Genomic DNA, 24,520 nt, shown 5'->3' with positions numbered 1-24,520 from the left:
CTCAGGCCTGCATCAGTTCGCGCACATCGATAAAGCGGCCGGTCACCGCAGCAGCGGCGGCCATGGCCGGGCTGACCAGGTGGGTACGTCCACCGGCGCCCTGGCGGCCTTCGAAGTTGCGGTTGGAGGTCGATGCGCAATGCTCGCCGCTGCCCAGCTTGTCCGGGTTCATTGCCAGGCACATGGAGCAGCCGGGCTCGCGCCATTCGAAGCCGGCCTCGATGAAGATCTTGTCCAGGCCTTCCTGTTCGGCCTGCGCCTTGACCAGGCCGGAGCCCGGCACCACCAGCGCCTGCTTGACGGTGGCGGCGACCTTGCGGCCCTTGGCCACTTCGGCGGCGGCGCGCAGGTCTTCGATGCGCGAGTTGGTGCAGGAGCCGATGAACACGCGGTCCAGCTGGATATCGGTGATCGCCTGATTGGCGGTCAGGCCCATGTACTTGAGGGCGCGAACGATGGAGTCGCGCTTGACCGGGTCGGCCTCGACGGCCGGGTCCGGCACGTTCTGGTCGACGGCCAGGACCATTTCCGGCGAAGTGCCCCAGCTGACCTGCGGCTTGATGTCCTCGGCACGCAGCTCAACGATGGTGTCGAAGTGCGCGTCGGCGTCCGACACCAGATCACTCCACTGCGCCACGGCGGCATCCCAGTCGCTGCCCTTGGGCGCGAACGGACGGTTGCGCACGTAGTCGATGGTCTTCTCGTCCACCGCCACCATGCCCACGCGGGCGCCGGCTTCGATGGACATGTTGCAGATGGTCATGCGGCCTTCCAGCGACAGCTCGCGGATGGCACTGCCGGCGAATTCCAGGGCATGGCCGTTGCCGCCGGCGGTGCCGATCTTGCCGATGACGGCGAGGACGATGTCCTTGGCGGTAACGCCCAGCGGCAACTTGCCCTCAACGCGCACCTGCATGTTCTTCATCTTCTTGGCCACCAGGCATTGAGTGGCGAGCACGTGCTCGACCTCGGAGGTGCCGATGCCATGGGCCAGAGCACCGAAGGCGCCGTGGGTCGAGGTGTGCGAGTCACCGCAGACCACGGTCATGCCCGGCAGGGTGGCGCCCTGCTCCGGGCCGACCACGTGGACGATGCCCTGACGCACGTCGTTCATCTTGAATTCGAGGATGCCGAAGTCGTCGCAGTTCTCGTCCAGCGTCTGCACCTGGATGCGCGACACCTCGTCGGCGATCGATTCGAGACCGCCCTGGCGTTCGGCGCGGGTGGTCGGTACGTTGTGGTCCGGGGTGGCGATATTGGCGTCGATACGCCACGGCTTTCGTCCGGCCAGACGCAGGCCCTCGAAGGCCTGGGGCGACGTCACTTCGTGAAGGATGTGGCGGTCGATGTAGATCAGCGACGAACCATCGTCGCGGCGCTTCACCTCGTGCATTTCCCAGAGCTTGTCGTAGAGCGTCTTGCCGGCCATCTGCTATGTCCTCGATCAGGTCATGTGCGGTGCGAGGGCTTATAACCCTTCTGCTGATGTGGCGATCCTAGGGACTTGGCTCGAATAACTCCAATTCATATTTTTTATTCGAATCATTCCTGAGTGGAATGCAATGGGTTATAACCGGCGAAATTCCTCACCGCCGGAGCAACCGTGGACCTGGCCAACCTCAATGCCTTTATCGCCATCGCCGAGACCGGCAGTTTTTCCGAGGCCGCCGAGCGCCTGCACCTGACCCAGCCGGCGGTGAGCAAGCGCATCGCCGGCCTGGAACAGCAACTCGACGTACGCCTGTTCGACCGCCTGGGCCGCGAGGTGAACCTGACGGAGGCCGGCCGCGCCCTACTGCCGCGCGCGTACCAGATCCTCGGCGTGCTGGACGACACGCGCCGCGCGCTGACCAACCTCAACGGCGAAGTCAGCGGCCGCCTGACCCTGGCCACCAGCCACCACATCGGCCTGCATCGCCTGCCGCCACTGCTGCGCGCCTTTACCCGCTGCTATTCGCAGGTGGCGCTGGATATTCAGTTCCTCGACTCGGAGGTGGCCTACGAGGAGATTCTTCACGGCCGCGCCGAGCTGGCGGTGATCACCCTGGCGCCGGAGAGCCGCGAGCCGGTGCACGCGGTGCCGGTGTGGGACGACCCGCTGGATTTCGTCGCCGCCCCCGAGCACCCGCTGGCACGCAACGGCGCTGTGACCCTGGCCGACGTGGCGCTGCACCCGGCGGTATTCCCCGGTGGCAACACCTTCACCCACCACATCGTCAACAACCTGTTCGCCGCCCAGGGGCTGACGCCCAATATCGGCATGAGCACCAACTACCTGGAGACGATCAAGATGATGGTCTCCATCGGCCTGGCCTGGAGCGTGCTGCCGCGCACCATGCTCGACGACCAGGTGGTGCGCCTGCCGCTGCCGGGCATCCAGCTGCAGCGCCGGCTCGGCTACATCCTGCATAAGGAACGAACCCTCTCCAACGCGGCCAAAGCCTTTATGGCTCTGCTCGACGAACAGCGTCGCTTGCCTTGAGGCCGGATCAACGGCTAACGTGACGGCATAACGATAAGAAAACACGCTTGCATGCCTCTACAACGCCCCTTTCCACCAGGCGGCCATGTCGTGCCGAGCGCCGGACGAGAAATGCGATGTCCAAACCGAAGCTGCCGCCCTTCCCCTTCATCCCAGCCCTGGACCCCGCCGAGTTCGAGAAGACCTGGCAGGACGCCCCGCGCCTGCTCGCTGCCCTCACCGGCGCGCACCTGGGAGCCTGGTACTGGGATATAGAAAGCGGCAAGGTCAACTGGTCGCGCGGCGCCCAGGCTCTGTTCGGCCTGGACCCCAATCACCCGCTGGAGCAACGGGTCGACTACATCAAGCTGATCCCCGAGGAAGACCGTGCCATGGTCCAGCGCCTGTTCCAGCAGGTGCTGGACGGCAAGCCGATTCCGGATGCCCTGCGCCACCGCATCCGCTGGCCCGACGGCAGCCTGCACTGGCTGGAGATCAGCGGCCGCCCACAGCTGGACGCCAACGGACGCAAGCGGGTGTTCGGCGTCATCCGCGAAATCACCGAACAGCAGGAGCAGGAACAGGCCCTGCGCGACAGCCAGGAACGCCTGACCCTCGCCTTGGAGTCGGCCAACCTGGGCACCTGGGACTGGCACATCCCCAGCGACATGCTCTACGGCTCCGAGCGCGCCGCCAGCCTGCACGGCCTGCCCGCCGAGCCTTATCACGGCGAATTCATCGGCTTCTTCCAGCATGTACCCGAGGAAGACCGCAAGGTCATGCGCAAGGCCTACCGCGATGCGGTGGAAGGCGTGCAGCGCGACTATCAGGTGACCTACCGCACCCGCCTGGACAGCGGCGACATGCGCTACCTGGAGAGCACCGCCAAACTCTATCGCGACAGCCAGGGCGCGCCAGTGCGCATGGCCGGCATCCTCATGGATATCACCGAGCGGGTGCAGCGCGAGCAGCGCCTGGCCGCATCCGAGGAGAAGTTCGTCACCCTGTTCCAGGCCAGCCCCGACCCGATCTGCGTGACCCGCATCCGCGACGGCGTGTTCATCGAGGTCAACCCCAGCTTCAGCCAGACCTTCGGCTGGCAGCCCAAGGAAATCGTCGGACGCAGCGCGCCGGAGCTGGGCTTCTGGGTCGACGAGAGCCAGCGCGACCTGCTGTTCGCCAAGCTCAACCGCAGCCAGGGCCTGAGCAACGAGGAGGCACGCTACCGCACCAAGGAGGGCCGCGAGCTGGCCTGCGTGATCTCCAGCCGCTTCATCCGCGTCGACCGCCAGCTGTGCATCACCACCACCTTCCGCGACATCACCGAGCGTCAGGCCGCCGAGGCGGCGCTCAAGGCCAGCCAGGAGAAGTTCGCCAAGGCGTTCCACTCCAGCCCCGACGCCATCACCATCACCGAGCGCGATAGCGGCCGCTATATCGAAGTCAATGAAGGCTTCTGCCGTCTCACCGGCTACCGCCCGGAAGAAGTCATAGGCCGCAGCTCGAAGGACCTGAACGTCTGGGCCTACCCGGAAGAGCGTACGCGGATGGTCGAGACCATCCTCAAGGAAGGCCGCGCCTATCATCTGGAAATGCACGGCCAGCACCGCGACGGCAGCATTCGCCTGGTCGAGGTCTCTGTCGAGCCGATCGAACTGAACAACACGCCGTGTCTACTGCTCAACGCCCGCGATATCAGCGAGCTGAAAGAGGCCCAGGCTCAGGTGCGCCACCTGGCCTACCACGACCCGCTGACCAACCTGCCCAACCGCGCGCTGCTGATGGACCGACTGACCCAGCAGATCGCCCTGCTCAAGCGCCACAACCTGCACGGCGCCCTGCTGTTCCTCGATCTGGACCACTTCAAGCACATCAACGACTCGCTCGGCCACCCGGTCGGCGACGCCGTGCTGAAGATGGTCACCGCGCGCCTGGAAGCCAGCGTGCGCCTGGAGGACACGGTGGCACGCCTGGGCGGCGACGAGTTCGTGGTGCTGATTTCCGGCTTGGAAGGCGCCCGCTCCGAGGTCACCCGCCAGGTCCGCCAGGTGGCGGAGAAGCTGCGCGGCCTGCTGGCCGAGCCGATGCTGCTGGACGGCCACCGCCTGCAGGTGACACCCAGCATCGGCATCGCCCTGGTGCCGGACCACGGCGACAACCCTACCGATCTGCTCAAGCGCGCCGATATCGCCCTATACCGGGCCAAAGACTCCGGCCGCAACACCATCCAGCTGTTCCGCAAGGCCATGCAGGAAGCCGCCAGCGAGCGCCTGCGCCTGGAGAGCGACCTGCGCATGGCCCTGGCCCGGGGCGAGTTCGAGCTGTACTTCCAGCCCCAGGTCGATGCCCGCGATGGCAGCGTGATCGGCAGCGAAGCCCTGCTGCGCTGGAGCCACCCGACCCTCGGCCCGCAGTCGCCGGCGCAGTTCATCCAGGTACTGGAAGAAAGCGGGCTGATCCTCGAAGCCGGCGCCTGGGTACTCAGCGAAGCCTGCCATGCCGGTGCACGCCTGATGCGCGACGGCCTGGTGCGCCGCGAAGCCTTCCAGCTGTGCGTCAACATCAGCCCACGGCAATTCCGCCAGAACGACTTCGTCGAGCGTGTGGAGCGTTGCCTGGAACAGAGCCAGCTGCCGGCCAGCATGCTCAAGCTGGAGATCACCGAAGGCATCGTCATCCACAACCTGGACGACACCATCGCCAAGATGCATCGCCTGAAGAAGCTCGGCATCAGCTTCGCCATGGACGACTTCGGCACCGGCTACAGCTCACTGACCTATCTCAAGCGGCTACCGGTGGATGTGTTGAAGATCGACCAGTCGTTCGTGCGCGACGCCACCACCGACCCCAACGACGCCGAGATCATCCGCGCCATAGTCGCCATGGCCCGCAGCCTCAACCTGGCGGTGATCGCCGAAGGCGTGGAACAACCCGAGCAGCTGGAGTTCCTCCTGCAGCAGGGCTGCCATCAGTACCAGGGCTACCTGTTCAGCAAGCCGGTGCCGCTGCTGGAGTTCCACGATCTGCTGCTGGCCAGCCGCCGCGCCTAAGAACCTGCCCACAACCTGCTGCGCGTCGGAAAAAAGCTGCGTTAAAAGCAGCTTCGGAATGCTCATTTACCACTCGTAAACTGCGCTTCCTCAGCTGCTCTTGCCTTGTTTTCTCTAGCTCGCAAGATCGTGAGCAGATTCTGAAATGAAGAAGGGCACCCGCAGGTGCCCTTCTCTTTTCCTCTACCGACCGATCAGCCCTCCAGCGCCGGCTTCTCGCCACCGATGGGGATGCGCTTGGCCTTGGCCTCTTCAGGCACGATACGTACCAGGTCGATGTTCAGCAGGCCGTGGGCCAGCCCCGCCGCCTTGACCTCGATATGGTCGGCCAGGCGGAACGACAGCTTGAAGCCGCGTTGGGCGATGCCCTGGTGCAGGAAGCTGACGTTTTCAGCGGCGCGTTCGCGCTTGCCGCCGGTGACGGTCAGCACACCGCGCTCGACCTGCAGCTCGAGGTCGTCTTCACGGAAGCCGGCGGCCGCGACTACGATGCGGTACTGGTCGTCGCCATGCTTCTCGACGTTGTAGGGCGGGTAGGAACTGCCGTTCTCGCTGCTGCGCAGCGCCGACTCGAACAGATCGTTGAAACGGTCGAAACCGATGGACTGGCGGAACAGAGGGGCCAGGGAAAGTACGTTGCTCATGTTGCGTCTCCTGAATAATCAGCAAGTGTTGTCTCATCGCAGGACCCGACTTCGGCATCCCGCAAGCCATAGATGGGAGCCCCGTTTTCGATTTCAAGGGGAGAATTTGTCATGCACAAAGTCATGCTGATCAGCGGTGCCAGCCGTGGCATTGGCGCCGCCACCGCACGCCTGGCGGCGCAGCGCGGCTACCATCTGCAGCTCAACTACCGCAGCAGGGCGGACGAAGCCGCGGCGCTGGCCCGCGAGATCACCGCCCACGGCGGCGTGGCGCACACGGTGCAGGCCGATATTGCAGAGGAAGCGGACGTGCTGCGCCTATTCGCCGAGCTGGACGAGCACTACGGCCGCCTGGATGCGCTGATCAACAACGCCGGCATACTGGAAGCACAGATGCGCCTGGAGCAGATGGACGTGGCGCGCTGGCAGCGCGTGCTGGCCACCAATGTGATCGGCGCCTTCCTGTGCTGCCGCGAGGCGGTCAAGCGCATGTCCAGCCGGCATGGCGGCGACGGCGGCACCATCGTCAACGTCTCGTCCATGGCCGCCCGCCTCGGCTCGCCCAACGAATACATCGACTACGCGGCGGCCAAGGGCGCGGTGGACAGCCTGACCATCGGCCTGGCCCGCGAGGTGGCCGGCGAAGGCATTCGCGTCAATGCGGTGCGGCCAGGGCTGATCGCTACGGACATCCACGCCGCCGGTGGCGAGCCGGGGCGTATCGAGCGCTTGAAGGGCAGCGTGCCCCTGCAGCGCGGCGGCGAAGCTCTGGAAGTGGCGGAGGCGATTCTGTGGCTAGCGTCTGAGCAATCGTCCTACTGCACCGGGACCTTTATCGATGTCAGCGGCGGGCGCTAGGCACTTTCCGCCAGGGCCGCCTCGGGAGCACCGAGCAGTTGGTCGATGCGCTCGCAGTCATTCTCACGGCGCACCACGGCGAACAGCGCCACCGCCTCCGGGTAGCTGCGGGTGAGCATCGCCAGCCACTGCTTGAGGCGCCCTGGCGCGTAGCGCGGCGCCAGCTTGCGCCGGGCCTGCAGCCAGAAGTCCTGCAGCAGCGGCAGCAGCTCGTCCCAGCTCATCGGCACGGCCTCCTGGCCGGCACGAGCGGCGGCGATCTGCCGGGCCAGGTCGGGGCGCGAGACCAGGCCGCGGCCGAGCATGATGTCCTCGGCGCCGCTGACCTCGCGGCAACGCTGCCAGTCCTCGACCGTCCAGATTTCGCCATTGGCGTACACCGGCACCTTGACCACGTCCTGCACCCGCGCCACCCACTCCCAATGCGCCGGCGGCTTGTAGCCATCGACCTTGGTCCGCGCGTGCACCACCAACTGGTCCGCACCACCCTCGACCAGGGCCCGCGCACAATCCAAGGCACCATCCGGGCTGTCGAAGCCCAGGCGCATCTTGGCAGTCACCGGAATCTGTGCCGGCACCGCACGGCGCACCTCGCGCAGGATGGCGTGCAGCAGCTCAGGCTCCTTGAGCAGCACGGCGCCGCCGCGCGACTTGTTCACCGTCTTGGCCGGGCAACCGAAGTTGAGGTCGATCACCGGCGCGCCCAGGCTGCAGGCGAAGGCCGCATTGTCCGCCAGGCAGGCCGGATCGGAGCCGAGCAGCTGCACGCGCATCGGCGTGCCGGCTCGCGTGCGCGCGCCGTCCGCCAGCTCCGGAGCCAGCTTGTGGTAGGCGCTCTCGGGCAGCAGGCGGTCGCAGACGCGAATGAACTCGGTGACGCACCAGTCGATGCCGCCGACTCGGGTCAGCACATCGCGCAGGATCTCGTCGACCAGCCCCTCCATGGGAGCCAAGGCGATTTGCATGGGTAAGTCCGGGAAAACGGGGCGCACAGTTTAAGGCGACGCCGGCAAGGCGCAAGATGGTGCACACTGCAGCGGACCAAAGGGAGAATCATCAATGCTACTGCGCTCGCTCATCGCCTTCTGCCTGGCCTGCGGCCTGGCCCAGGCCGCCGAAACCCTGCCGCGCGGGGTGCAGGTCGTGCCGCCTGACCCTGCGCCCGGCGGCCCGGGACGGCTGATCTTCAGCCGCGACAACAACGCGCCGAACGCCTGCGACGTGGAGCTGTACGTCAATCAGCAGGTGGTGGCAAAACTGGGACCGGGCGAGCGCACCAGCCTCGATCTGCCCAGCGGGCAACTCAGTGTGGCGGTGGCCATTTCCTCGGCCGGCTACTGCGGCGGTCGCGGGCCTGACTCAGAACAATCGATACTGCTCGGCTCGGGCGAGACCCGGCAATTCGCGGTCATGGTCGAGCCGGGGCAGGTATTCCTCGCGCCCTTGCTCAACTAGAGCTGCAGCGGATAGGGCTCCAACAGCGCCTGGCCGTAGCCTTCGACGAACTCCGGCGGCATGCGCTTGGGCTTGCCGCTGGACAGCTCGATGCAGACGAAGGTGGTCTGCGCGCGCAGCAGGCTGCAGGCATCGACCGGGCGCCACAGCTGGAAGCGCCGGGTCATCTTCAGCTTGTGGTCGGACTCGACGATCCAGGTGGCCATCTGCAGCTCCTCGCCCTCGTAGGCGCTGGCCAGATAGTCGATCTCATGCCGCAGCACAGCCATGGCCCGATCCATGCGGCGGTACTCGGCCAGGTCCAGGCCCAGGTGTTGCGAATGGCGCCAGGCGCAGCGCTCCAGCCAGCTGACATAGACCGCGTTGTTGGCGTGGCCCAGACCGTCGATATCCTCGGCGGTGACTTGCAGGTCGATCACGAACGGCTGCGGCAGATCCCAACTCACGATTTGACCTCCAGACTGGCCGCCAGGTCGCAGGCCTCGCTGGCCAGCTGAGTGATCTGATCCCAGGCGCGGGCGCGGATCAGGTTGTCCGGGGCAATCCAGGTGCCGCCGACGCAGGCCACGTTGGGCAGGCGCAGGAAGCTCAGCAGATTGTCCGCGGTGATGCCACCAGTCGGGCAGAAGCGAATGCCGGTGAACGGCCCCTTGAAACTCTTGAGCATCTTGACGCTGGTGTTGCCGTTGGCCGGGAACAGCTTGAGCGAGCGGTAACCATATTCCAGCGCCAGCAGCACTTCCGAGGGCGTCATCACCGCCGGCAGGTACGGCAGGCCGGAGTCTTCCGCGGCAGCGGCCAGACGCTCCGTGCAGCCCGGGCTTACGGTGAACTGGGCGCCGGCATCGCGGGCCTCCTGGAACTGCTCGGCGTGGATCACCGTGCCGGCGCCCACCAGCAGCTCCGGTAGCGCCTGGCGGATCGCCGACAGAGCGTCCAGCGCGCGCGGCGTGCGCAGCGTCACCTCGAGCACGCTGATGCCGCCGGCGTGCAGCGCGCGCGCCATATCCACCGCCAGCTCGCAATCCTCGATCACCAGCACCGGCAGCACAGGGCGCGCCCGCTGCAGCACCGCTTCCATTGTCAGGCTCATGTCATTTCCCCCTCATCGAGATTCCGACACCGATCGGCATAGGCTGCTATGACGGCGCCGGGCCGGACCGGAGCACAACTCCGGTCCGCCGAGAACATGGGAGGGAGTGTAACGTTTTAGAGCGGCCCGTAGCGGGTTGCGTTTCTTGCCGACTCAGGAGGCCAGCGCCGTTGCGCCGAATACACGGCGCTCGGCGGCGGCATTCAAACCGGCATTGCCGAGCAGTTCCAGCACCGCCTCGATCAACCGCGGATCGGCCAGCGACTTGCTGTGGCCACCTGTCTCCAGGGCCAACAGCCGACTCTCCGCCCAGGCCGCATGAATGTTCTCCGCCTCGGCGAAAGGCACCATCGGATCGCCCTTGGCGTGCACCACCAGGCCGGGGAAATCCAGGCGATAGCGCGCCACGTCGAGCTGCGCCGCCGGCATCCCTGCGCTCTCCTCGACCATGCGTACGAAACGCGCCCGCGCCTGCTTGGGCAGGCCGACGAAATGGGCGAAGCGGCGCAAAGCGCCGAGGATGCGCGCCGGCGCGGCGATGGTGACCAGCGCCTCGGTACGCAGGCCCAGCTGGGTCGCCAGCAGCGCGCCGGCCCCGCCGAGGGAGTGGCCGATTACCGCCTTCAGTGGCGGCAGCTCGCTGGAGGCCTCCAGCAGCGCACGAGCGAACAGCACGACGTTGGCCTCATGACCCGGGGAATGGCCGTGGGCCGGCCCGTCCAGCGCCACCACGCCGTAACCTGCGCGCACCAGCGCACGGATCAGGTCGGCGAACTGGGTCGGCCGGCCTTCCCAGCCATGCAGCAGCAATACCGCAGGACCTTGCCCCCAACGCAGGGCGGACAGGCCGAAGCGCAGGGTGATGCGCTCGGCCTCGGCGAGCAACGGCAACTCCCAGTCGCGCGGCGGCAGGTCGCGCGGCGTGAGGAAGGCCCGATGCATCTTGCTGGCCACCAGATCAGGGGCCAGGCGACCAACAGTGGCGTTGAAACCACGAATCCAGCTCATGCTGCTCATCTCGCTTCTCCTCACACAAAAAGCCCGCAGGCGGGCACGTTTTCAGATCACCGCCGACTTGGCGGCGCGCAGAACTCGGTCGGACAGCTCGCCGTCGCCAAGGGCACGAGCCAGCGCCAGGCCGCCGACCATCAGCGCCATGTCGGCCAAAGCCTTGTCGGCGTCCTCGGGACTGCCGGCCAGCTCGGCGACCATCAGCTCGGTATGCTCGACCAGCACGCGGCGAAACGGCTCCGGCAGGCGGCTGAGCTCGCCCAGCGAGCTGGGCAACGGGCAGGAATCGACTTCGGCATCGCGGTGCTTGCGCGACAGATAGAAGGCCGCGGCCAGCACGCGGCGGTCCTGGGCGGAAAGGCTGTCGTCGAGTTGCTTGAGCCGCTCCCGGCGACGCGCCAGCAACTGGCTGAAGGCCTCCAGCATCAGCGCATCCTTGCTCTCGAAGTGCGCGTAGAAGCCGCCGACGGTCAGCCCGGCGGCCCCCATCACCTCACCCACACTGGGCTCGATAGGGCCACGCTGGATGAGAGCGTTAGTGGCGGCATCGAGAATGCGTTCGCGGGTTCTGCTCTTCTTGTCGCTCATGGCAGCCTCCATAAGATTATGTATTTAATATTATGCACGTAATAAGAAACTGCAAGCAGGCAATTACACCGCTCGTCGGTGACTTTTCGGGAGGCTGAAAAAACAAAAGGGCCATTCCGAAGAATGACCCTTGAAGTCCGCAAAACGCGGAAAGAAAGTGGCGTCCCCTAGGGGACTCGAACCCCTGTTACCGCCGTGAAAGGGCGGTGTCCTAGGCCACTAGACGAAGGGGACAGAACCTTCGAAGAACAAGGCCAGCACTAGGCTGGCCCTGTCAGTGATTTGGTGGAGCTAGACGGGATCGAACCGTCGACCTCTTGCATGCCATGCAAGCGCTCTCCCAGCTGAGCTATAGCCCCGGATTTTGCGTCTCTCGACGTGCAGTGCAGGCACTGCGAAAAGTGGCGTCCCCTAGGGGACTCGAACCCCTGTTACCGCCGTGAAAGGGCGGTGTCCTAGGCCACTAGACGAAGGGGACGAAACCTTCATTCACTCGAACGCGCTGGAATTCGTTCGGTGGCAATTTGGTGGAGCTAGACGGGATCGAACCGTCGACCTCTTGCATGCCATGCAAGCGCTCTCCCAGCTGAGCTATAGCCCCGTCGCTTGGACGGGGCGCATATTAGGGGCGAGGCCATTGCCTGTCAACACACTTTTTCGCCGAAGCTGAAAAAATTCAGAAGGCAGAACAATCACTTACCCGAGAAGCCGGCGAGCCACCCTCCTCCTTCGAGGCGATGGCCGGCAGCCTCGCTCAGCCGCGGAAACCTTCCAGCAGCTTCTTCCATTCCTTGGTCTCGCCATTGCTGACGCCACCGAGCAGCTCGATGGCCTGGCGCAGGCGGAAGCGCGACAGGTCCGCACCGAGAATCTCCATGGCGTCCAGCACCGAGACCGAGCTGGCCTTGCCGGTGATGGCCGGGAAGATCAGCGGCATCAGGTCGCGCAGCTTGAGGCCAAGGCCCTCACAGACGAACTGGATGCAAGCGGTGATCTTCTCCTTGTCCCATTGGCGCAGGGCCTCCAGCTCCCACAGCAGCAGCTGCAGGGCCCGGCGCACCTGGTCCGGAGTCAGCTTCTTGTGCGCCAGCAGCGCAGGATCCAACTGCACGCCGCCGCTGAAGAAGAAGCTGGAGAGCGGCGCGATGTCGCTGAAGGTCTCGACACGCTGCTGCACGTGCGGGGCGATCTGCATCAGGTACTGGGAATTGAAGGCCCAATCCTGCACGCGCTTGGCGAACTGCTCCACCGGCAGCTCGCGCAGCCACTGGCCATTGAGCCAGGACAGCTTCTCGATATCGAAGATCGGCCCGCCGAGGGAAATACGCGACAGGTCAAAGTGCTCGATCATCTCGGCCAGGGAGAACTTCTCGCGCTCATCCGGCATCGACCAGCCCATGCGCCCCAGGTAGTTGAGCAGCGCCTCGGGCATGAAGCCCATGCGCTCGTAGAAGGTGATGCAGGTAGGGTTCTTGCGCTTGGACAGCTTGGACTTGTCCGGATTGCGCAGCAGCGGCATGTAGCAGAGCTTGGGCTGTTCCCAGCCGAAGTACTCGTACAGCTTGATCAGCTTCGGCGCCGACGGCAGCCACTCCTCGCCGCGCAGGACGTGGGAGATCTCCATCAGGTGGTCGTCGACCACGTTGGCCAGGAAGTAGGTGGGCAGGCCGTCTGCCTTCATCAGCACCTGCATGTCCATGCGATCCCAGGGGATCTCCACGTCGCCGCGCAGCATGTCCGGCACCACGCAGATACCTTCGCTCGGCACCTTCATGCGCACCACGTGGGACTCGCCGGCGGCGATGCGCTGTTGCGCATCCGCCGGGGCGAGGTGCATGCAGTGGCCGTCGTAGCGCGGAGTTTCCTTCTTCGCCATCTGCTCGGCGCGCACCTGATCCAGGCGCTCGGCGGAGCAGAAGCACGGGAAGGCGTGGCCCTTGCTGACCAGTTCGTCCGAGTACTTCTTATAGATGTGGCCGCGCTCGCTCTGCCGATAAGGGCCGTGCGGGCCGCCAACGTCCGGGCCCTCGTTCCATTCGATGCCCAGCCAGCGCAGGGCGTCGAAGATCTGCTGTTCGGACTCGCGGGTCGAGCGCACCTGATCGGTGTCTTCGATACGCAGGATGAACTCGCCGCCGTGCTGGCGGGCGAAACACAGGTTGAACAGGGCGATATAGGCAGTGCCGACGTGCGGGTCACCGGTGGGCGACGGCGCAATGCGGGTGCGGACTTTGGTCATGACAAGTCTCGGGAACGGGGAAGATGGATCAAGGGCGCGATGTTAGCAGGCCGGCCGCCACCGGCTCCAGCAGACCGGCCTGCGGCAGGCTTGCCATGAGGAAATCAAGGAAGGTCTTGACCTTCATCGCCTGGAAGCGCCGCGACGGGTATACGGCGTACAGCTCGCCAATCGGCAGCCGGGCATCGGGCAATAGCTCCACCAGGCGCCCGCTGCGCAACGCCTCCTCGGAGATCATCACTGGCAGCCCGGAGATGCCGGCACCGGCTAGCGCTGCCTCGCGCGCCAGGGTGATGTTGTTGCACGACAGCACCCGCTGGCACTGCACCTGCTCGCCGACCAGCGGCCAGTAGCGCGGCGAGTCCTGCGGCAGGAGGATGGCGCGGTGCCCCGCCAGCTCGTGGATGCTCCGCGGCGCGCCGTGCTGGGCCAGATATTCGGGGCTGGCGCACAGGCGCCGCGGGCTCTCCAGCAGCTTGCGCGCGATCAGCGTGGAATCGCGCGGCTGACCGACCTGGATGGCGATGTCGACGCCCTCCTCCAGCGGATCGACGTCGCGCGAGGTCAGCTCCACCTCGGCACTGATCTGCGGGTACTGGCGCATGAAGCGGCCGAGCACGCCGCCTAGGAACAGCTGACCGAACTCGATCGGCGCGGTGATGCGCAGCAGGCCGGAAGGCTCCTGCTGCAGCTGCATCACCGCCTGCTCGGCCTCGGCGAAGTCGAGCATGATCTGCCGGCAGCGCTCGTAGTAGGCCTGCCCCACTTCGGTCAGGCGCAACTTGCGCGTGGTGCGGTTGAGCAGGCGCACGCCGAGGCGCTCTTCGAGCAGGGCGATGCGCCGGCTCACCGTGGATTTCTGCATGCCCAGGTTCTGCGCGGCCTGGGTGAAGCTGTGGCATTCCACCACGCGGGTGAAGATCAAGGCGTCATCGAGCCCCACGATTGTTCCCCAAAAGCAACAAAGTTTGCGAATTCTACCGGCTACAGCCTTGGCGGCAACACTGTTAGATTTGCTTACACTTACGCCCCGCCGTTCGAGCCCGCTCATGCCTGCCCAATTGCAACGCCGTCTCTCCGTCTTCGTCGCCCTGCTCGTTATTGTCGCCCTGGCGCTCTTCGGCCACTGGCTGCTGGTCGGCCGCTTCCACGAGAGCACCGATAATGCCTATGTGCAGGGCGAGATCACCCGGGTCTCCAGCCAGTTGGGCGCACGCATTGAGCAGGTGCTGGTGACCGACAACCAGCACGTGGAGAAGGGCCAACTGCTGCTGACCCTCGAGGCTGCCGACTTCCAGCTGGCTCTGGAGCGCGCCCGCGCCGCTCTGGCCACTCGCGAGGCGGAGCTGAGCCAGGCCCAGAGCCGCCTGAGCCAGCAAAGCAGTCTGATCGCCGCCAGCCAGGCCGACGTCGCCGCCGGCCAGGCCAACCTCAGCCGCACCCAGATCGACCTGTCCCGTGCCCAAACCCTGCGCAAGCCGGGCTATGTCTCCGAGGAGCGTGTCACCACCCTTTCCGCCGACAGCCGCGTGGCGCGCTCGCAGCTGTCCAAGGCCGAGGCCGACCTCAGCGCCCAGCGCCAGCAGGTTGATGCACTGAACGCCGATATCAAGCGCCTGCAGGCGCAGATCGCCAACGCCAAGGCCGAGATCGCCCAGGCCGAACTGAACCTGACCCGCACCGAGATCCACGCCCCGATCAGCGGCACCATCGGCCAGCGCTCCGCGCGCAAGGGCCAGGTGGTGCAGGCCGGCGCCTATCTGCTGTCGATCGTGCCGAGCGACGCCATCTGGGTGCAGGCCAACTTCAAGGAGACCCAGATCGGCAAGATGCAGGTCGGCCAACACGCCGAACTGGTCTTCGATGCCTACCCCGACACACCCATCGAAGGCCGCATCGACAGTCTGTTTGCCGCCTCCGGCGCGCAGTTCAGCCTGCTGCCGCCGGACAACGCCACCGGCAACTTCACCAAGGTGGTGCAGCGCATCCCGGTCAAGCTGACCTTCGCCGCGGACAACCCGCTGGCCGGCAAGATCCGCCCCGGCATGTCTGTGGAAGTGAACGTGGACATCGCCAGCGACGCCCAGCATGGCGGCTGACGAGCTGCTGCGCCCGGTCGGCGAACCAACCCGGCGCGATTGGATCGCAGTGATGAGCGCCATGCTCGGCGCCTTCATGGCGGTGCTGGACATCCAGATCACCAACTCGTCGCTGAAGGACATCCAGGGCGCGCTGTCGGCCACCCTGGAGGAAGGTTCGTGGATCTCCACTTCCTACCTGGTGGCCGAGATCATCATGATCCCGCTCACCGCCTGGCTGGTGCAGCTGCTCTCGGCGCGGCGCCTGGCGGTTTGGGTGTCGCTGGGCTTCCTCGCCTCCTCGCTGCTGTGCTCCTTCGCCTGGAACCTGGAGAGCATGATCGTGTTCCGCGCCCTGCAGGGCTTCACCGGCGGCGCACTGATTCCCCTGGCCTTCACCATGACCCTGATCAAGCTGCCCGAGCACCACCGGGCCAAGGGCATGGCGCTGTTCGCCATCACCGCCACCTTCGCCCCGTCCATCGGCCCGACTCTAGGCGGCTGGCTGACGGAGAACTGGGGCTGGGAATACATCTTCTATATCAACGTGCCGCCCGGCCTGCTGATGATCGCCGGGCTGATGTACGGACTGGAGAAGAAAGCACCGGACTGGCAGCTGCTGAAAAGCACCGATTACGCCGGCATCGTCACCCTGGCCATGGGCCTGGGTTGCCTGCAGGTGTTTCTCGAAGAGGGTCACCGCAAGGACTGGCTGGAATCGAATCTGATCGTCGGCCTGGGCTCCGTCGCCGTCATCAGCATGATCCTGTTCGTCATCCTGCAGCTGTCCAAGCCCAATCCGCTGATCAACCTGCGCATTCTCGGCGAGCGCAACTTCGGCCTCACCAGCATCGCCGGCCTGGGCATGGGGGTCGGCCTTTACGGCTCGATCTATCTGCTGCCGCTGTACCTGGCGCAGATCCACAACTACAACGCCCTGCAGATCGGCGAAGTGATCATGTGGGCAGGCCTGCCACAGCTGCTGATCATCCCGCTGGTGCCGAAGCTGATGCAGATCATCACGCCTAAGCTGCTGTGCGCCGGCGGCTTCGCCCTGTTCGGCCTCTCCAGTTTCGCCTCCGGTATCCTCAATCCGGACTTTGCCGGCGAGCAGTTCCACCAGATCCAGATCATCCGCGCCATCGGCCAGCCATTTGTGATGGTGACCATCTCGCTGATCGCCACGGCCTACATCCAGGTGCAGGACGCCGGCTCGGCCTCGAGTCTGTTCAATATCCTGCGCAATCTGGGCGGCGCCATCGGCATCGCCCTGCTCGCTACCCTGCTCGACAGCCGCGCCAAGACCTACTTCGACTACCTGCGCGAAGCCCTGGTACCGGGCAATCCGCAGGTGGACGAGCGCCTGGCCCTGCTCACCGAGCAGCTCGGCAGCTCGCAGGCAGCACTGGGCAAGCTCAGCGAGATCGCCCATCAGCAGGCCGCGATCATGGCCTACAATGACGCCTTCCACTTCGTCGGCCTGGCCCTGGCCATCAGCATGCTCGCCGTGCTGCTGACCCGCGCCCTGCCCGCCGGCGCCACCGGTGGCGCGGCTCACTGAGTTCGCCACCCGCAGGTCCATTCATGCCCGCTTCACGTTACCGCTCGCTGCTGCTCCTCGGCGCCTTCTTCATCATCTACATCGGCTGGGGCACCACCTACCTGGCCAACCATTTCCTGCTGCGCGAACTGCCGCCCTTCATCATCGGCACCCTGCGCTTCAGCCTGGCCGGCGTGCTGGCGCTGCTCTGGGTCGCGCTGCAAGGTGGGCTGAAAGTACAGCGCAGCGACTGGGGCGCCGCGCTGATCGGCGGCCTGCTGCTGATCGCCGTCGGCCAGGGCGCGCTGATCTATGCCAACCAGCACCTGCCCACTGGCATGCTGGCCATGCTCTACACCACCCTGCCGCTGTGGAGCGTGGCCCTGGAATGGCTACTCGACGAACGCCCGCCGTTGTGGGTGCTGCTGGGCCTGTCCATCGCCAGCGGCGGCATCGTGCTGTTGATGGGCGGAGGCCTGGGCGAAGGCGCCGGTCTGCTGCAGTGGTTCTCCGGCGCCCTGGTGCTGCTGGCCACCCTGCTCTGGGCGGTCGGTGCCTGGTGGCTGCGCCAGCGCCCGCCACTGCGCTCTCCCGCCACCGGCCTGGGTCTGCAGATGCTGGTAGGCGCCCTGATGCTAGCTGGCTTCGGCCTCTGGCATGGCGACTGGCAGATGCTGCAACTGGGCGAACTGAGCGGCGCCGGCTGGTTGTGGCTGGCCTATCTGGTGCTGCCGGTGAGCCTGGGCGTGTACCCGGCCTACTTCTGGCTGCTGCGCGAAGTGAAGCCGAGCCTGGTGTCGACCTTCGCCTTCGTCAACCCGGTGGTAGCCCTGCTGCTGGGATACCTGATCCTCGGCGAGCGCCTCGACCTGTCCGCCGGCCTGGCCTGTCTGGCGATCCTGGCCGGGGTGTCGATGATCATCTTCGGCCGGCGCTAACATCATCACCGTGGGAGCGGCCTTGGCCGCGATGTTCTTTAAGCAGCCTCCAATCGCGACCAAGGTCGCTCCCACACAAAACGGGCCCTCACAACCAAACTGCATCCCAGTGTGGATAGTCGCCCAGCCTACTCACCAAGCCGGCCCGCAATGGATTGGCTACTACGTAACGAGCGGCAGATAGAAGATCCTCATCTCGCCGCAAGGCGCGGTCGTGATAGCCAGATTGCCAGACCGGCCCTTCCAGCTCAGTCGCTCGCTTGACTGCACGCGAACTGCCGGACTTCAGCCGGCGCATCAATTCGCCCAATTCAACACTCTGCAACTCCACCAGCCAGTGCAGGTGATCTGGCATCAGCACCCATGCCAGGGTTTCAACCATGCTCTGCGCCTGAAGCTCTCGCATTTCCCGAACGACCAGCCTACCCAGATGAACATCGGAGAATAGCGGGCGCCGTTCTTAGGTATTGGTGGTAAGCAGGTAGATGCGACCAGGCTCGGAGTAGCGCCCGAGGCGCAGACGATGGCTGGAAGGCTTGCGAGTGACGGACATCCTTGTCCTCCTCTATATATGCCGCTGTGAACCATCTTGCGGGAGTGGCTGGGCGGCACTCCGATTGGCTGCGATGCTCTTCAGCGGCACCTAATCGCGACCAAGGTCGCTCCCACTGGGATGTGGTCAGACCTGCAGCAGGCGGTCGCGCAGCTTCTGGATCTCGTCACGCAGCTGCGCGGCGGCCTCGAACTCCAGGTCGCGGGCCAGCTGGTACATCTTCTCTTCCAACTGACGGATGCGCTTGGTGATCTCGCTCGGCGAGCGCAGCTCGGCCTCGTAGCGGGCGCTCTCCTCCGCCGCCTTGGCCGCGGCCTTGCGCTTGTTGCTGCGCGCGCCGGGAACCACGGCGCCTTCGAGGATGTCCTTGATGTCCTTGGTCACGCCTTTCGGCACGATGCCATTAGCCGCGTTGAAGGCCAGCTGCTTCTCGCGGCGCCGATCGGTCTCGCCAATCGCCCGCTGCATCGAGCCGGTCATGTTGTCAGCATAGAGAATCGCCCGGCCGTGCAGGTTGCGCGCGGCGCGGCCGATGGTCTGGATCAGCGAACGCTCACTGCGCAGGAAGCCTTCCTTGTCCGCATCGAGGATCGCCACCAGCGACACCTCGGGCATGTCCAGGCCTTCACGCAGCAGGTTGATGCCCACCAGCACATCGAAGGCGCCGGTACGCAGGTCACGGATGATTTCCACCCGCTCCACCGTGTCGATATCCGAGTGCAGGTAGCGCACCTTGACGTCGTGGTCGGCCAGGTAGTCGGTGAGGTCCTCGGCCATGCGCTTGGTCAGGGTGGTGACCAGCACGCGCTGCTCGGCAGCCACGCGCTTGCGGATCTCCGAGAGCAGGTCGTCGACCTGGGTGCGCGCCGGGCGTACTTCCACTTCCGGATCGACCAGGCCGGTGGGTCGCACCACCTGCTCGATCACCCGCCCGGCATGCTCGGCTTCGTAGTTGCCCGGCGTGGCCGAGACGAAGATGGTCTGCGGGCTGGCCGCTTCCCACTCCTCGAAGCGCATCGGCCGGTTGTCCAGCGCGGAAGGCAGGCGGAAGCCGTACTCCACCAGGGTTTCCTTGCGCGAGCGGTCGCCCTTGTACATGGCGCCGATCTGCGGAACGGTGACGTGGGACTCGTCGATCACCAGCAGCGACTCCGGCGGCAGGTAGTCGTACAGGGTAGGCGGCGGCTCGCCCGGGGCGCGGCCGGAGAGGTAGCGGGAGTAGTTCTCGATGCCGTTGCAGTAACCCAGTTCGAGGATCATCTCCAGATCGAAGCGGGTGCGCTGCTCCAGGCGCTGGGCCTCCACCAGCTTGTTGTTGCTGCGCAGGTAGTCCAGGCGCTCCTTCAGCTCGGCCTTGATGTTCTCCACCGCGCCGAGCAGCGTCTCGCGCGGGGTCACGTAGTGGCTCTTGGGATAGAAAGTGAAGCGCGGCAGCTTTTTGATCACCTCGCCGGTCAACGGATCGAAGGCCGACAAGCTCTCCACCTCGTCGTCGAACAGCTCGACGCGAATCGCCTCCAGGTCCGACTCGGCCGGGAACACGTCGATCACATCGCCGCGCACGCGGAAGGTGGCGCGGGCGAAGTCCATGTCGTTGCGCGTGTACTGCAGGTCGGCCAGGCGGCGCAGCAGTGCGCGCTGGTCCATCTTGTCGCCGCGGTCCAGGTGGAGAACCATCTTCAGGTACTCCTCCGGGCTGCCCAGGCCGTAGATGGAGGAAACGGTGGCCACCACGATCGCATCCGGCCGCTCGATCAGCGCCTTGGTTGCCGACAGGCGCATCTGCTCGATGTGGTCGTTGATCGAGGAATCCTTCTCGATGAAGGTATCGGAGGCCGGCACGTAGGCCTCCGGCTGGTAGTAGTCGTAGTAGGAAACGAAATACTCGACCGAGTTGTTTGGGAAGAAGCTCTTGAATTCGCCATACAGCTGGGCGGCCAGGGTCTTGTTCGGCGCCAGCACCAGGGTCGGACGCTGCACCTTGGCAATCACGTTGGCGATACTGAAGGTCTTGCCCGAACCGGTAACACCCAGCAGGGTCTGGTGCGACAGGCCGGCCTCCAGGCCCTCGACCATCTGCCGGATGGCCTCCGGCTGGTCGCCGGCGGGCTTGAAGCGGGTGACGAGTTGAAACTCCGACATGGTCGACCTCACGATGCCACTGTGACGCGGCGCGACCGCGGGCGTCATAGCTTGTGAATGCGCGCTGGCGCTGTCGCCGCGCACAACCTGGGCCGCTATAATAGCGGCCCGTTCATGCAACCCCTAGCCCGTTTCCGTGCAGGGTGTTGCCGGTTCCCACCTTCTCCTCTCCGAGACCGCCGCAATCATGAGTCTGTTCTCCGCCGTCGAAATGGCGCCGCGCGACCCGATCCTGGGCCTGAATGAAGCCTTCAATGCCGATACCCGCAGCACCAAGGTCAACCTGGGTGTAGGCGTGTACTACAACGAGGAAGGTCGAATTCCGCTGCTGCGCGCCGTCGCCGAAGCCGAGAAGGCTCGCATCGAGGCTCACGCACCACGCGGCTACCTGCCGATCGAAGGCATCGCCGCCTACGACAGCGCCGTGCAGAAACTGCTGTTCGGCGCGGACTCCTCCCTGCTGGCAGAAGGCCGCGTGGTCACCACCCAGGCCGTTGGCGGTACCGGCGCCCTGAAGACCGGCGCCGACTTCCTCAAGCGCCTGCTGCCCAACGCCGTGGTCGCCATCAGCGATCCGAGCTGGGAGAACCACCGCGCGCTGTTCGAGTCCGCCGGCTTCCCGGTGCAGAACTATCGCTACTACGACGCCGCCACCAACGGCGTGAACCGCGCTGGCCTGCTGGAAGACCTCAAGGCCCTGCCGGCACGCTCCGTCGTGGTGCTGCACGCCTGCTGTCACAACCCGACTGGCGTCGACCTCTCTCTGGATGACTGGAAAGCGGTACTGGAAGTTCTGCGCGAACGCGAGCACGTGCCATTCCTCGACATCGCCTACCAGGGCTTCGGCGAGGGCATCGACCAGGACGCCTTCGCCGTGCGCCTGTTCGCCGAGTCCGGCCTGCCGTTCTTCGTTTCCAGCTCCTTCTCCAAGTCCTTCTCGCTGTATGGCGAGCGGGTCGGTGCGCTGTCCATCGTCACCGCCAGCAAGGAAGAAGCCGGCCGCGTGCTGTCGCAAGCCAAGCGCGTGATCCGCACCAACTACTCCAACCCGCCGACCCACGGCGCCACGGTGGTCGCCAGCGTGCTCAACAGCCCCGAGCTGCGCGCCTTGTGGGAACAGGAGCTTGGCGAGATGCGCCAGCGCATCCGCGACATGCGCCTGGCCATGGTCGAGCAACTGGCCGCCCAGGGCGCCAAGCGCGACTTCGCCTTCGTCGCCCGCCAGCGCGGCATGTTCTCCTACTCCGGCCTGACCGCCGAACAGGTAGAGCGCCTGCGCAGCGAATTCGGCATCTACGCCGTCAGCACTGGCCGCATCTGCGTTGCCGCGCTGAACCGCAGCAACCTGGATGCCGTCACCAAGGCCATCGTCCAGGTACTCTGATGAAAACCGGGAAGTCGCCCTGCGGGTGTTGACTTCCCCTTTTTAATCAGTAGGATACGCACCGCTGTTCCGCGATAGCTCAGTCGGTAGAGCAAATGACTGTTAATCATTGGGTCCCTGGTTCGAGTCCAGGTCGCGGAGCCAAATTCAAAGCCTCAGGTGAAAGCCTGGGGCTTTTTTGTGCCCGGTAGGATTCAGAGCATGCTCTACCCACACATGGCCTGAGCAAAGTATCCGTATAAAGAAGAAGCCCCGCATTGGCGGGGCTTCTTCTTTATTGGTGGCGGATCAGAGGCCGTCTCGCTCCAGATGGTCGAAGTCCACCGACTCCCCGGGCTTGGCGCCCAGTTTGTCGCGGATGTCCTCGAACATCCGGTCGAACTCGTCATGGCCGCGCATGATCAGCGAGTGATTGGTCGGCAAACCATGCTTGGCGGCGATGCGGGTGGCCACGCTGGCGAAGTTGAAGGCGGTATCGCGATGCAGCTCGAACTCGTCCTTGAACGCCTTACCGGCGATATGCCCTTCCATGCGGAAGTGCATCATCGGCCCTTCCTTCGGATCGCGGCGGACCTCGTAGAAGAGGTCCACTGCAAAGTCGATCTGGCCAGGCAGACTGGCTCTATGTAGATGCCCCGGTTCGAACATGATGCCTCTCCTTGCTGGTCGAAGACTTCATTCTAGACCCGGCCTTGCCAAGCGCAACGGCCCTCGATCAGTGCACTGACGCACCAGCGCCGCGCTCCTGAATCAGTACCCAAGGTGACACCACCACGGCCCACAGCTCCGGATCGCGCGCGAGGAAATCCTGCGCCAGCGTCTCCTCGACCTTGGCAATCTGCCCGGCCTGCAACCATACCGCGACCTTGGCTCGATCATCCTCGGCCACGGCCTGCGCGACTTCCACCAGGTCCATGGCAACACCGACCCACAGCAGTTGGCCGCGGGCAAAGAAGGGTTGCAGTTCCTGCCAGGAAATCTTGGCCGTTTCGCCAAGCAGCTTGGCATAGAGGGTGCTAGGTTGTTCTGTCATGACTTGCTCTGTGTAGAAAACACACGGTTGGGGAAGACGGGCGCCATGATAACGACCGTCCCTCGCCAGGCAAGCTCGAAACCCGACCTCACACCGGCAGAAGGATCTTCCAGTCACCGAAAGACGCGCCGTTATTCTGTACGTTTATTTCAACCAAGCGACACTGCCCTTCACGCCTCCACATGTGCGCTTTTCAAGCCGCAAAACAGAGTTCTACACTGTGCCGGTACAGTTGCCGGGGGGTGTGACCGGGGTACTTTTACCGGTCCTGCAGCTTTTGGCCGCATGGATTACAAAAACGATAAACACATAAGAGTGGAGCACTATGAAACAGGCTACCAAGCAAGTTACCAAGCTGTTCGCCGCTATGGCCCTGGCCGGCGCTGCCAGCTATTCGATGGCTGCTGACACCATCAAGATCGCTCTGGCCGGTCCGGTGACCGGTGCCGTCGCCCAGTACGGCGAAATGCAGTTCATCGGTGCCGAGATGGCCATCGAGCAGATCAACAAGGCCGGCGGGGTGAACGGCGCGATGCTCGAAGGCGTGAAATACGACGACGCCTGCGATCCGAAACAAGCCGTTGCCGTAGCCAACAAAATCGTCAACGACGAAGTGAAATACGTCGTTGGTCACCTGTGCTCCAGCTCCACTCAGCCGGCGTCCGACATCTACGAAGACGAAGGCATCCTGATGATTACCGCGGCCTCCACCAGCCCGGACATCACCGCTCGCGGCTACCAACTGGTCTTCCGCACCATCGGTCTGGACAGCCTGCAAGGCCCGACCGCGGGTAACTTCATCGCCGACCACATCAAGCCGAAAGCCGTTGCTGTCGTTCACGACAAGCAGCAGTACGGCGAAGGCATCGCCACCGCGGTCAAGCAGACCCTGGAAGGCAAAGGCGCCAAGGTTGCCCTGTTCGAAGGCATCAACGCCGGCGACAAGGACTTCTCCGCGCTGATCTCCAAGCTCAAGCAAGCCAACGTCGACTTCGTCTACTACGGCGGCTACCACCCGGAGCTGGGCCTGCTGCTGCGCCAGGCTTCCGAGAAAGGCCTGAAGGTCAAGTTCATGGGTCCGGAAGGCGTGGGTAACAAAGAGATCTCCGCCATCGCCGGCCCGGCTTCCGAAGGCCTGCTGGTCACCCTGCCGAAGTCCTTCGACCAGGATCCGAAGAACCAGGCTCTGGTCGAGGCCTTCAAGGCCAAGAACCAGGACCCGAGCGGCCCGTTCGTGTTCCCGGCCTACGCCGCCGTGCAGGTCATCGCCGAAGGCATCAAGAAAGCCGGCGAGGACGACACTGCCAAGGTTGCCGCCGCACTGCGCGCCAACACCTTCGAGACTCCGACCGGCACCCTGGGCTTCGACGACAAGGGTGACCTGAAGGACTTCAGCTTCGTTGTTTACGAGTGGCACCAGGACGGTACCAAAACCGAAGCCAAATAAGCTTCC

General features: G+C 64.9%; 21 protein-coding genes, 5 tRNA genes and 1 pseudogene. 10 read left to right on the top strand and 17 right to left on the bottom strand.

Features of this window, described 5'->3' with window-relative positions; translation table 11 throughout:
• Position 1: 1 nt before the first annotated feature.
• Positions 2–1,429, bottom strand: coding sequence for a 3-isopropylmalate dehydratase large subunit (gene leuC / locus IB232_RS03295; protein ID WP_192397124.1), 1,428 nt, complete (start codon positions 1,427–1,429; stop codon positions 2–4).
• Between the two features lie 174 nt (positions 1,430–1,603).
• On the opposite strand from leuC, the gene IB232_RS03290 reads away from it, so the two are divergent.
• Together IB232_RS03290 and IB232_RS03285 are read left to right on the top strand one after the other, a co-directional pair.
• A complete protein-coding gene (locus IB232_RS03290) occupies positions 1,604–2,482 on the top strand; it encodes a LysR family transcriptional regulator (protein ID WP_192397123.1) in 879 nt (292 codons plus the stop codon).
• Positions 2,483–2,598: 116 nt separating this feature from the next.
• Positions 2,599–5,511: a bifunctional diguanylate cyclase/phosphodiesterase gene (locus IB232_RS03285; protein WP_192397122.1), complete on the top strand. Its 2,913-nt coding sequence runs from the start codon at positions 2,599–2,601 to the stop codon at positions 5,509–5,511.
• A 194-nt stretch (positions 5,512–5,705) separates the two neighbouring features.
• Here the strand turns inward: IB232_RS03285 and IB232_RS03280 are convergent, their stop codons facing one another.
• Positions 5,706–6,155 carry an Hsp20 family protein gene (locus IB232_RS03280; RefSeq protein WP_192397121.1) on the bottom strand — a complete coding sequence of 150 codons (450 nt, stop codon included), beginning with the start codon at positions 6,153–6,155 and terminating at the stop codon, positions 5,706–5,708.
• 111 nt (positions 6,156–6,266) lie between these two features.
• On the opposite strand from IB232_RS03280, the gene IB232_RS03275 reads away from it, so the two are divergent.
• Complete coding sequence (locus IB232_RS03275; protein WP_192397120.1) at positions 6,267–7,013, top strand: SDR family oxidoreductase; 747 nt, start codon at positions 6,267–6,269, stop codon at positions 7,011–7,013.
• Here IB232_RS03275 and IB232_RS03270 read toward each other — a convergent pair.
• Positions 7,010–7,978 (bottom strand): tRNA dihydrouridine synthase, encoded by a 969-nt coding sequence (locus tag IB232_RS03270; RefSeq protein ID WP_192397119.1) that lies wholly within the window; start codon positions 7,976–7,978, stop codon positions 7,010–7,012. The two genes, IB232_RS03275 and IB232_RS03270, sit on opposite strands and share 4 nt — an antisense overlap.
• A gap of 94 nt (positions 7,979–8,072) precedes the next feature.
• On the opposite strand from IB232_RS03270, the gene IB232_RS03265 reads away from it, so the two are divergent.
• On the top strand, positions 8,073–8,468 hold the full coding sequence (locus tag IB232_RS03265; RefSeq protein ID WP_192397118.1) for a hypothetical protein: 396 nt from the start codon (positions 8,073–8,075) through the stop codon (positions 8,466–8,468).
• On the opposite strand, the gene IB232_RS03260 is transcribed toward IB232_RS03265, so the two are convergent.
• The 10 genes from IB232_RS03260 to IB232_RS03215 form a co-directional block, all read right to left on the bottom strand.
• Positions 8,465–8,914 (bottom strand): acyl-CoA thioesterase, encoded by a 450-nt coding sequence (locus tag IB232_RS03260; RefSeq protein ID WP_192397117.1) that lies wholly within the window; start codon positions 8,912–8,914, stop codon positions 8,465–8,467. The genes IB232_RS03265 and IB232_RS03260 overlap by 4 nt on opposite strands.
• Positions 8,911–9,561 (bottom strand): bifunctional 4-hydroxy-2-oxoglutarate aldolase/2-dehydro-3-deoxy-phosphogluconate aldolase, encoded by a 651-nt coding sequence (locus tag IB232_RS03255; protein WP_192397116.1) that lies wholly within the window; start codon positions 9,559–9,561, stop codon positions 8,911–8,913. The genes IB232_RS03260 and IB232_RS03255 overlap by 4 nt, the downstream gene beginning before the upstream one ends.
• Positions 9,562–9,714: 153 nt before the next feature.
• Positions 9,715–10,578, bottom strand: coding sequence for an alpha/beta fold hydrolase (locus IB232_RS03250; protein ID WP_192397115.1), 864 nt, complete (start codon positions 10,576–10,578; stop codon positions 9,715–9,717).
• 42 nt (positions 10,579–10,620) lie between these two features.
• Positions 10,621–11,160, bottom strand: a complete 540-nt coding sequence (locus IB232_RS03245) for a TetR/AcrR family transcriptional regulator (protein WP_192397114.1) — start codon at positions 11,158–11,160, stop codon at positions 10,621–10,623.
• A 158-nt stretch (positions 11,161–11,318) separates the two neighbouring features.
• A tRNA-Glu gene (locus IB232_RS03240) sits at positions 11,319–11,394 on the bottom strand.
• A 49-nt stretch (positions 11,395–11,443) separates the two neighbouring features.
• Positions 11,444–11,519: transfer RNA gene (locus tag IB232_RS03235), tRNA-Ala, on the bottom strand.
• A 43-nt stretch (positions 11,520–11,562) separates the two neighbouring features.
• Positions 11,563–11,638, bottom strand: a tRNA-Glu gene (locus tag IB232_RS03230).
• Positions 11,639–11,685: 47 nt separating this feature from the next.
• A tRNA-Ala gene (locus tag IB232_RS03225) sits at positions 11,686–11,761 on the bottom strand.
• A 153-nt stretch (positions 11,762–11,914) separates the two neighbouring features.
• Positions 11,915–13,399, bottom strand: coding sequence for a glutamate--tRNA ligase (gene gltX, locus IB232_RS03220; protein ID WP_192397113.1), 1,485 nt, complete (start codon positions 13,397–13,399; stop codon positions 11,915–11,917).
• A gap of 28 nt (positions 13,400–13,427) precedes the next feature.
• Positions 13,428–14,342 carry a LysR family transcriptional regulator gene (locus IB232_RS03215; RefSeq protein ID WP_192397112.1) on the bottom strand — a complete coding sequence of 305 codons (915 nt, stop codon included), beginning with the start codon at positions 14,340–14,342 and terminating at the stop codon, positions 13,428–13,430.
• Positions 14,343–14,448: 106 nt separating this feature from the next.
• Here IB232_RS03215 and IB232_RS03210 point away from each other — a divergent pair, with 106 nt between their 5' ends.
• The 3 genes from IB232_RS03210 to IB232_RS03200 are packed head-to-tail and all read left to right on the top strand — an operon-like array spanning position 14,449 to position 17,955.
• Positions 14,449–15,498, top strand: a complete 1,050-nt coding sequence (locus tag IB232_RS03210; RefSeq protein ID WP_192397111.1) for an HlyD family secretion protein — start codon at positions 14,449–14,451, stop codon at positions 15,496–15,498.
• A 49-nt stretch (positions 15,499–15,547) separates the two neighbouring features.
• Entirely contained in the window at positions 15,548–17,038 is a 1,491-nt protein-coding gene (locus IB232_RS03205; protein WP_192397267.1) for an MDR family MFS transporter, read from the top strand.
• A gap of 23 nt (positions 17,039–17,061) precedes the next feature.
• Positions 17,062–17,955 (top strand): EamA family transporter, encoded by an 894-nt coding sequence (locus tag IB232_RS03200; protein ID WP_192397110.1) that lies wholly within the window; start codon positions 17,062–17,064, stop codon positions 17,953–17,955.
• Positions 17,956–18,043: 88 nt separating this feature from the next.
• On the opposite strand, the pseudogene IB232_RS03195 reads toward IB232_RS03200, so the two are convergent.
• Positions 18,044–18,508, bottom strand: a pseudogene (locus IB232_RS03195) (REP-associated tyrosine transposase).
• A gap of 126 nt (positions 18,509–18,634) precedes the next feature.
• Positions 18,635–20,650, bottom strand: a complete 2,016-nt coding sequence (uvrB, locus tag IB232_RS03190; RefSeq protein ID WP_192397109.1) for an excinuclease ABC subunit UvrB — start codon at positions 20,648–20,650, stop codon at positions 18,635–18,637.
• A 187-nt stretch (positions 20,651–20,837) separates the two neighbouring features.
• On the opposite strand from uvrB, the gene IB232_RS03185 reads away from it, so the two are divergent.
• Together IB232_RS03185 and IB232_RS03180 are read left to right on the top strand one after the other, a co-directional pair.
• Positions 20,838–22,034 carry an amino acid aminotransferase gene (locus IB232_RS03185; protein WP_192397108.1) on the top strand — a complete coding sequence of 399 codons (1,197 nt, stop codon included), beginning with the start codon at positions 20,838–20,840 and terminating at the stop codon, positions 22,032–22,034.
• Positions 22,035–22,102: 68 nt separating this feature from the next.
• Positions 22,103–22,178, top strand: a tRNA-Asn gene (locus IB232_RS03180).
• Positions 22,179–22,322: 144 nt separating this feature from the next.
• Here the strand turns inward: IB232_RS03180 and IB232_RS03175 are convergent.
• Both IB232_RS03175 and IB232_RS03170 read right to left on the bottom strand, forming a co-directional pair.
• A complete protein-coding gene (locus IB232_RS03175; protein WP_192397107.1) occupies positions 22,323–22,682 on the bottom strand; it encodes a DUF5064 family protein in 360 nt (119 codons plus the stop codon).
• A 67-nt stretch (positions 22,683–22,749) separates the two neighbouring features.
• Positions 22,750–23,067, bottom strand: a complete 318-nt coding sequence (locus IB232_RS03170; RefSeq protein ID WP_192397106.1) for a DUF2288 domain-containing protein — start codon at positions 23,065–23,067, stop codon at positions 22,750–22,752.
• Between the two features lie 325 nt (positions 23,068–23,392).
• Between IB232_RS03170 and IB232_RS03165 the strand changes: the two genes are divergently transcribed.
• Complete coding sequence (locus tag IB232_RS03165) at positions 23,393–24,514, top strand: branched-chain amino acid ABC transporter substrate-binding protein (protein WP_192397105.1); 1,122 nt, start codon at positions 23,393–23,395, stop codon at positions 24,512–24,514.
• Positions 24,515–24,520 lie beyond the last annotated feature (6 nt).

The sequence above is a fragment of the Pseudomonas sp. PDM15 genome, assembly GCF_014851565.1.
In the GTDB taxonomy this organism is placed as follows: Bacteria; Pseudomonadota; Gammaproteobacteria; order Pseudomonadales; family Pseudomonadaceae; genus Aquipseudomonas.
The sequence above is the reverse complement of the archived record's forward strand: the minus strand, read 5'-3'. Positions and strand labels throughout refer to the sequence as shown.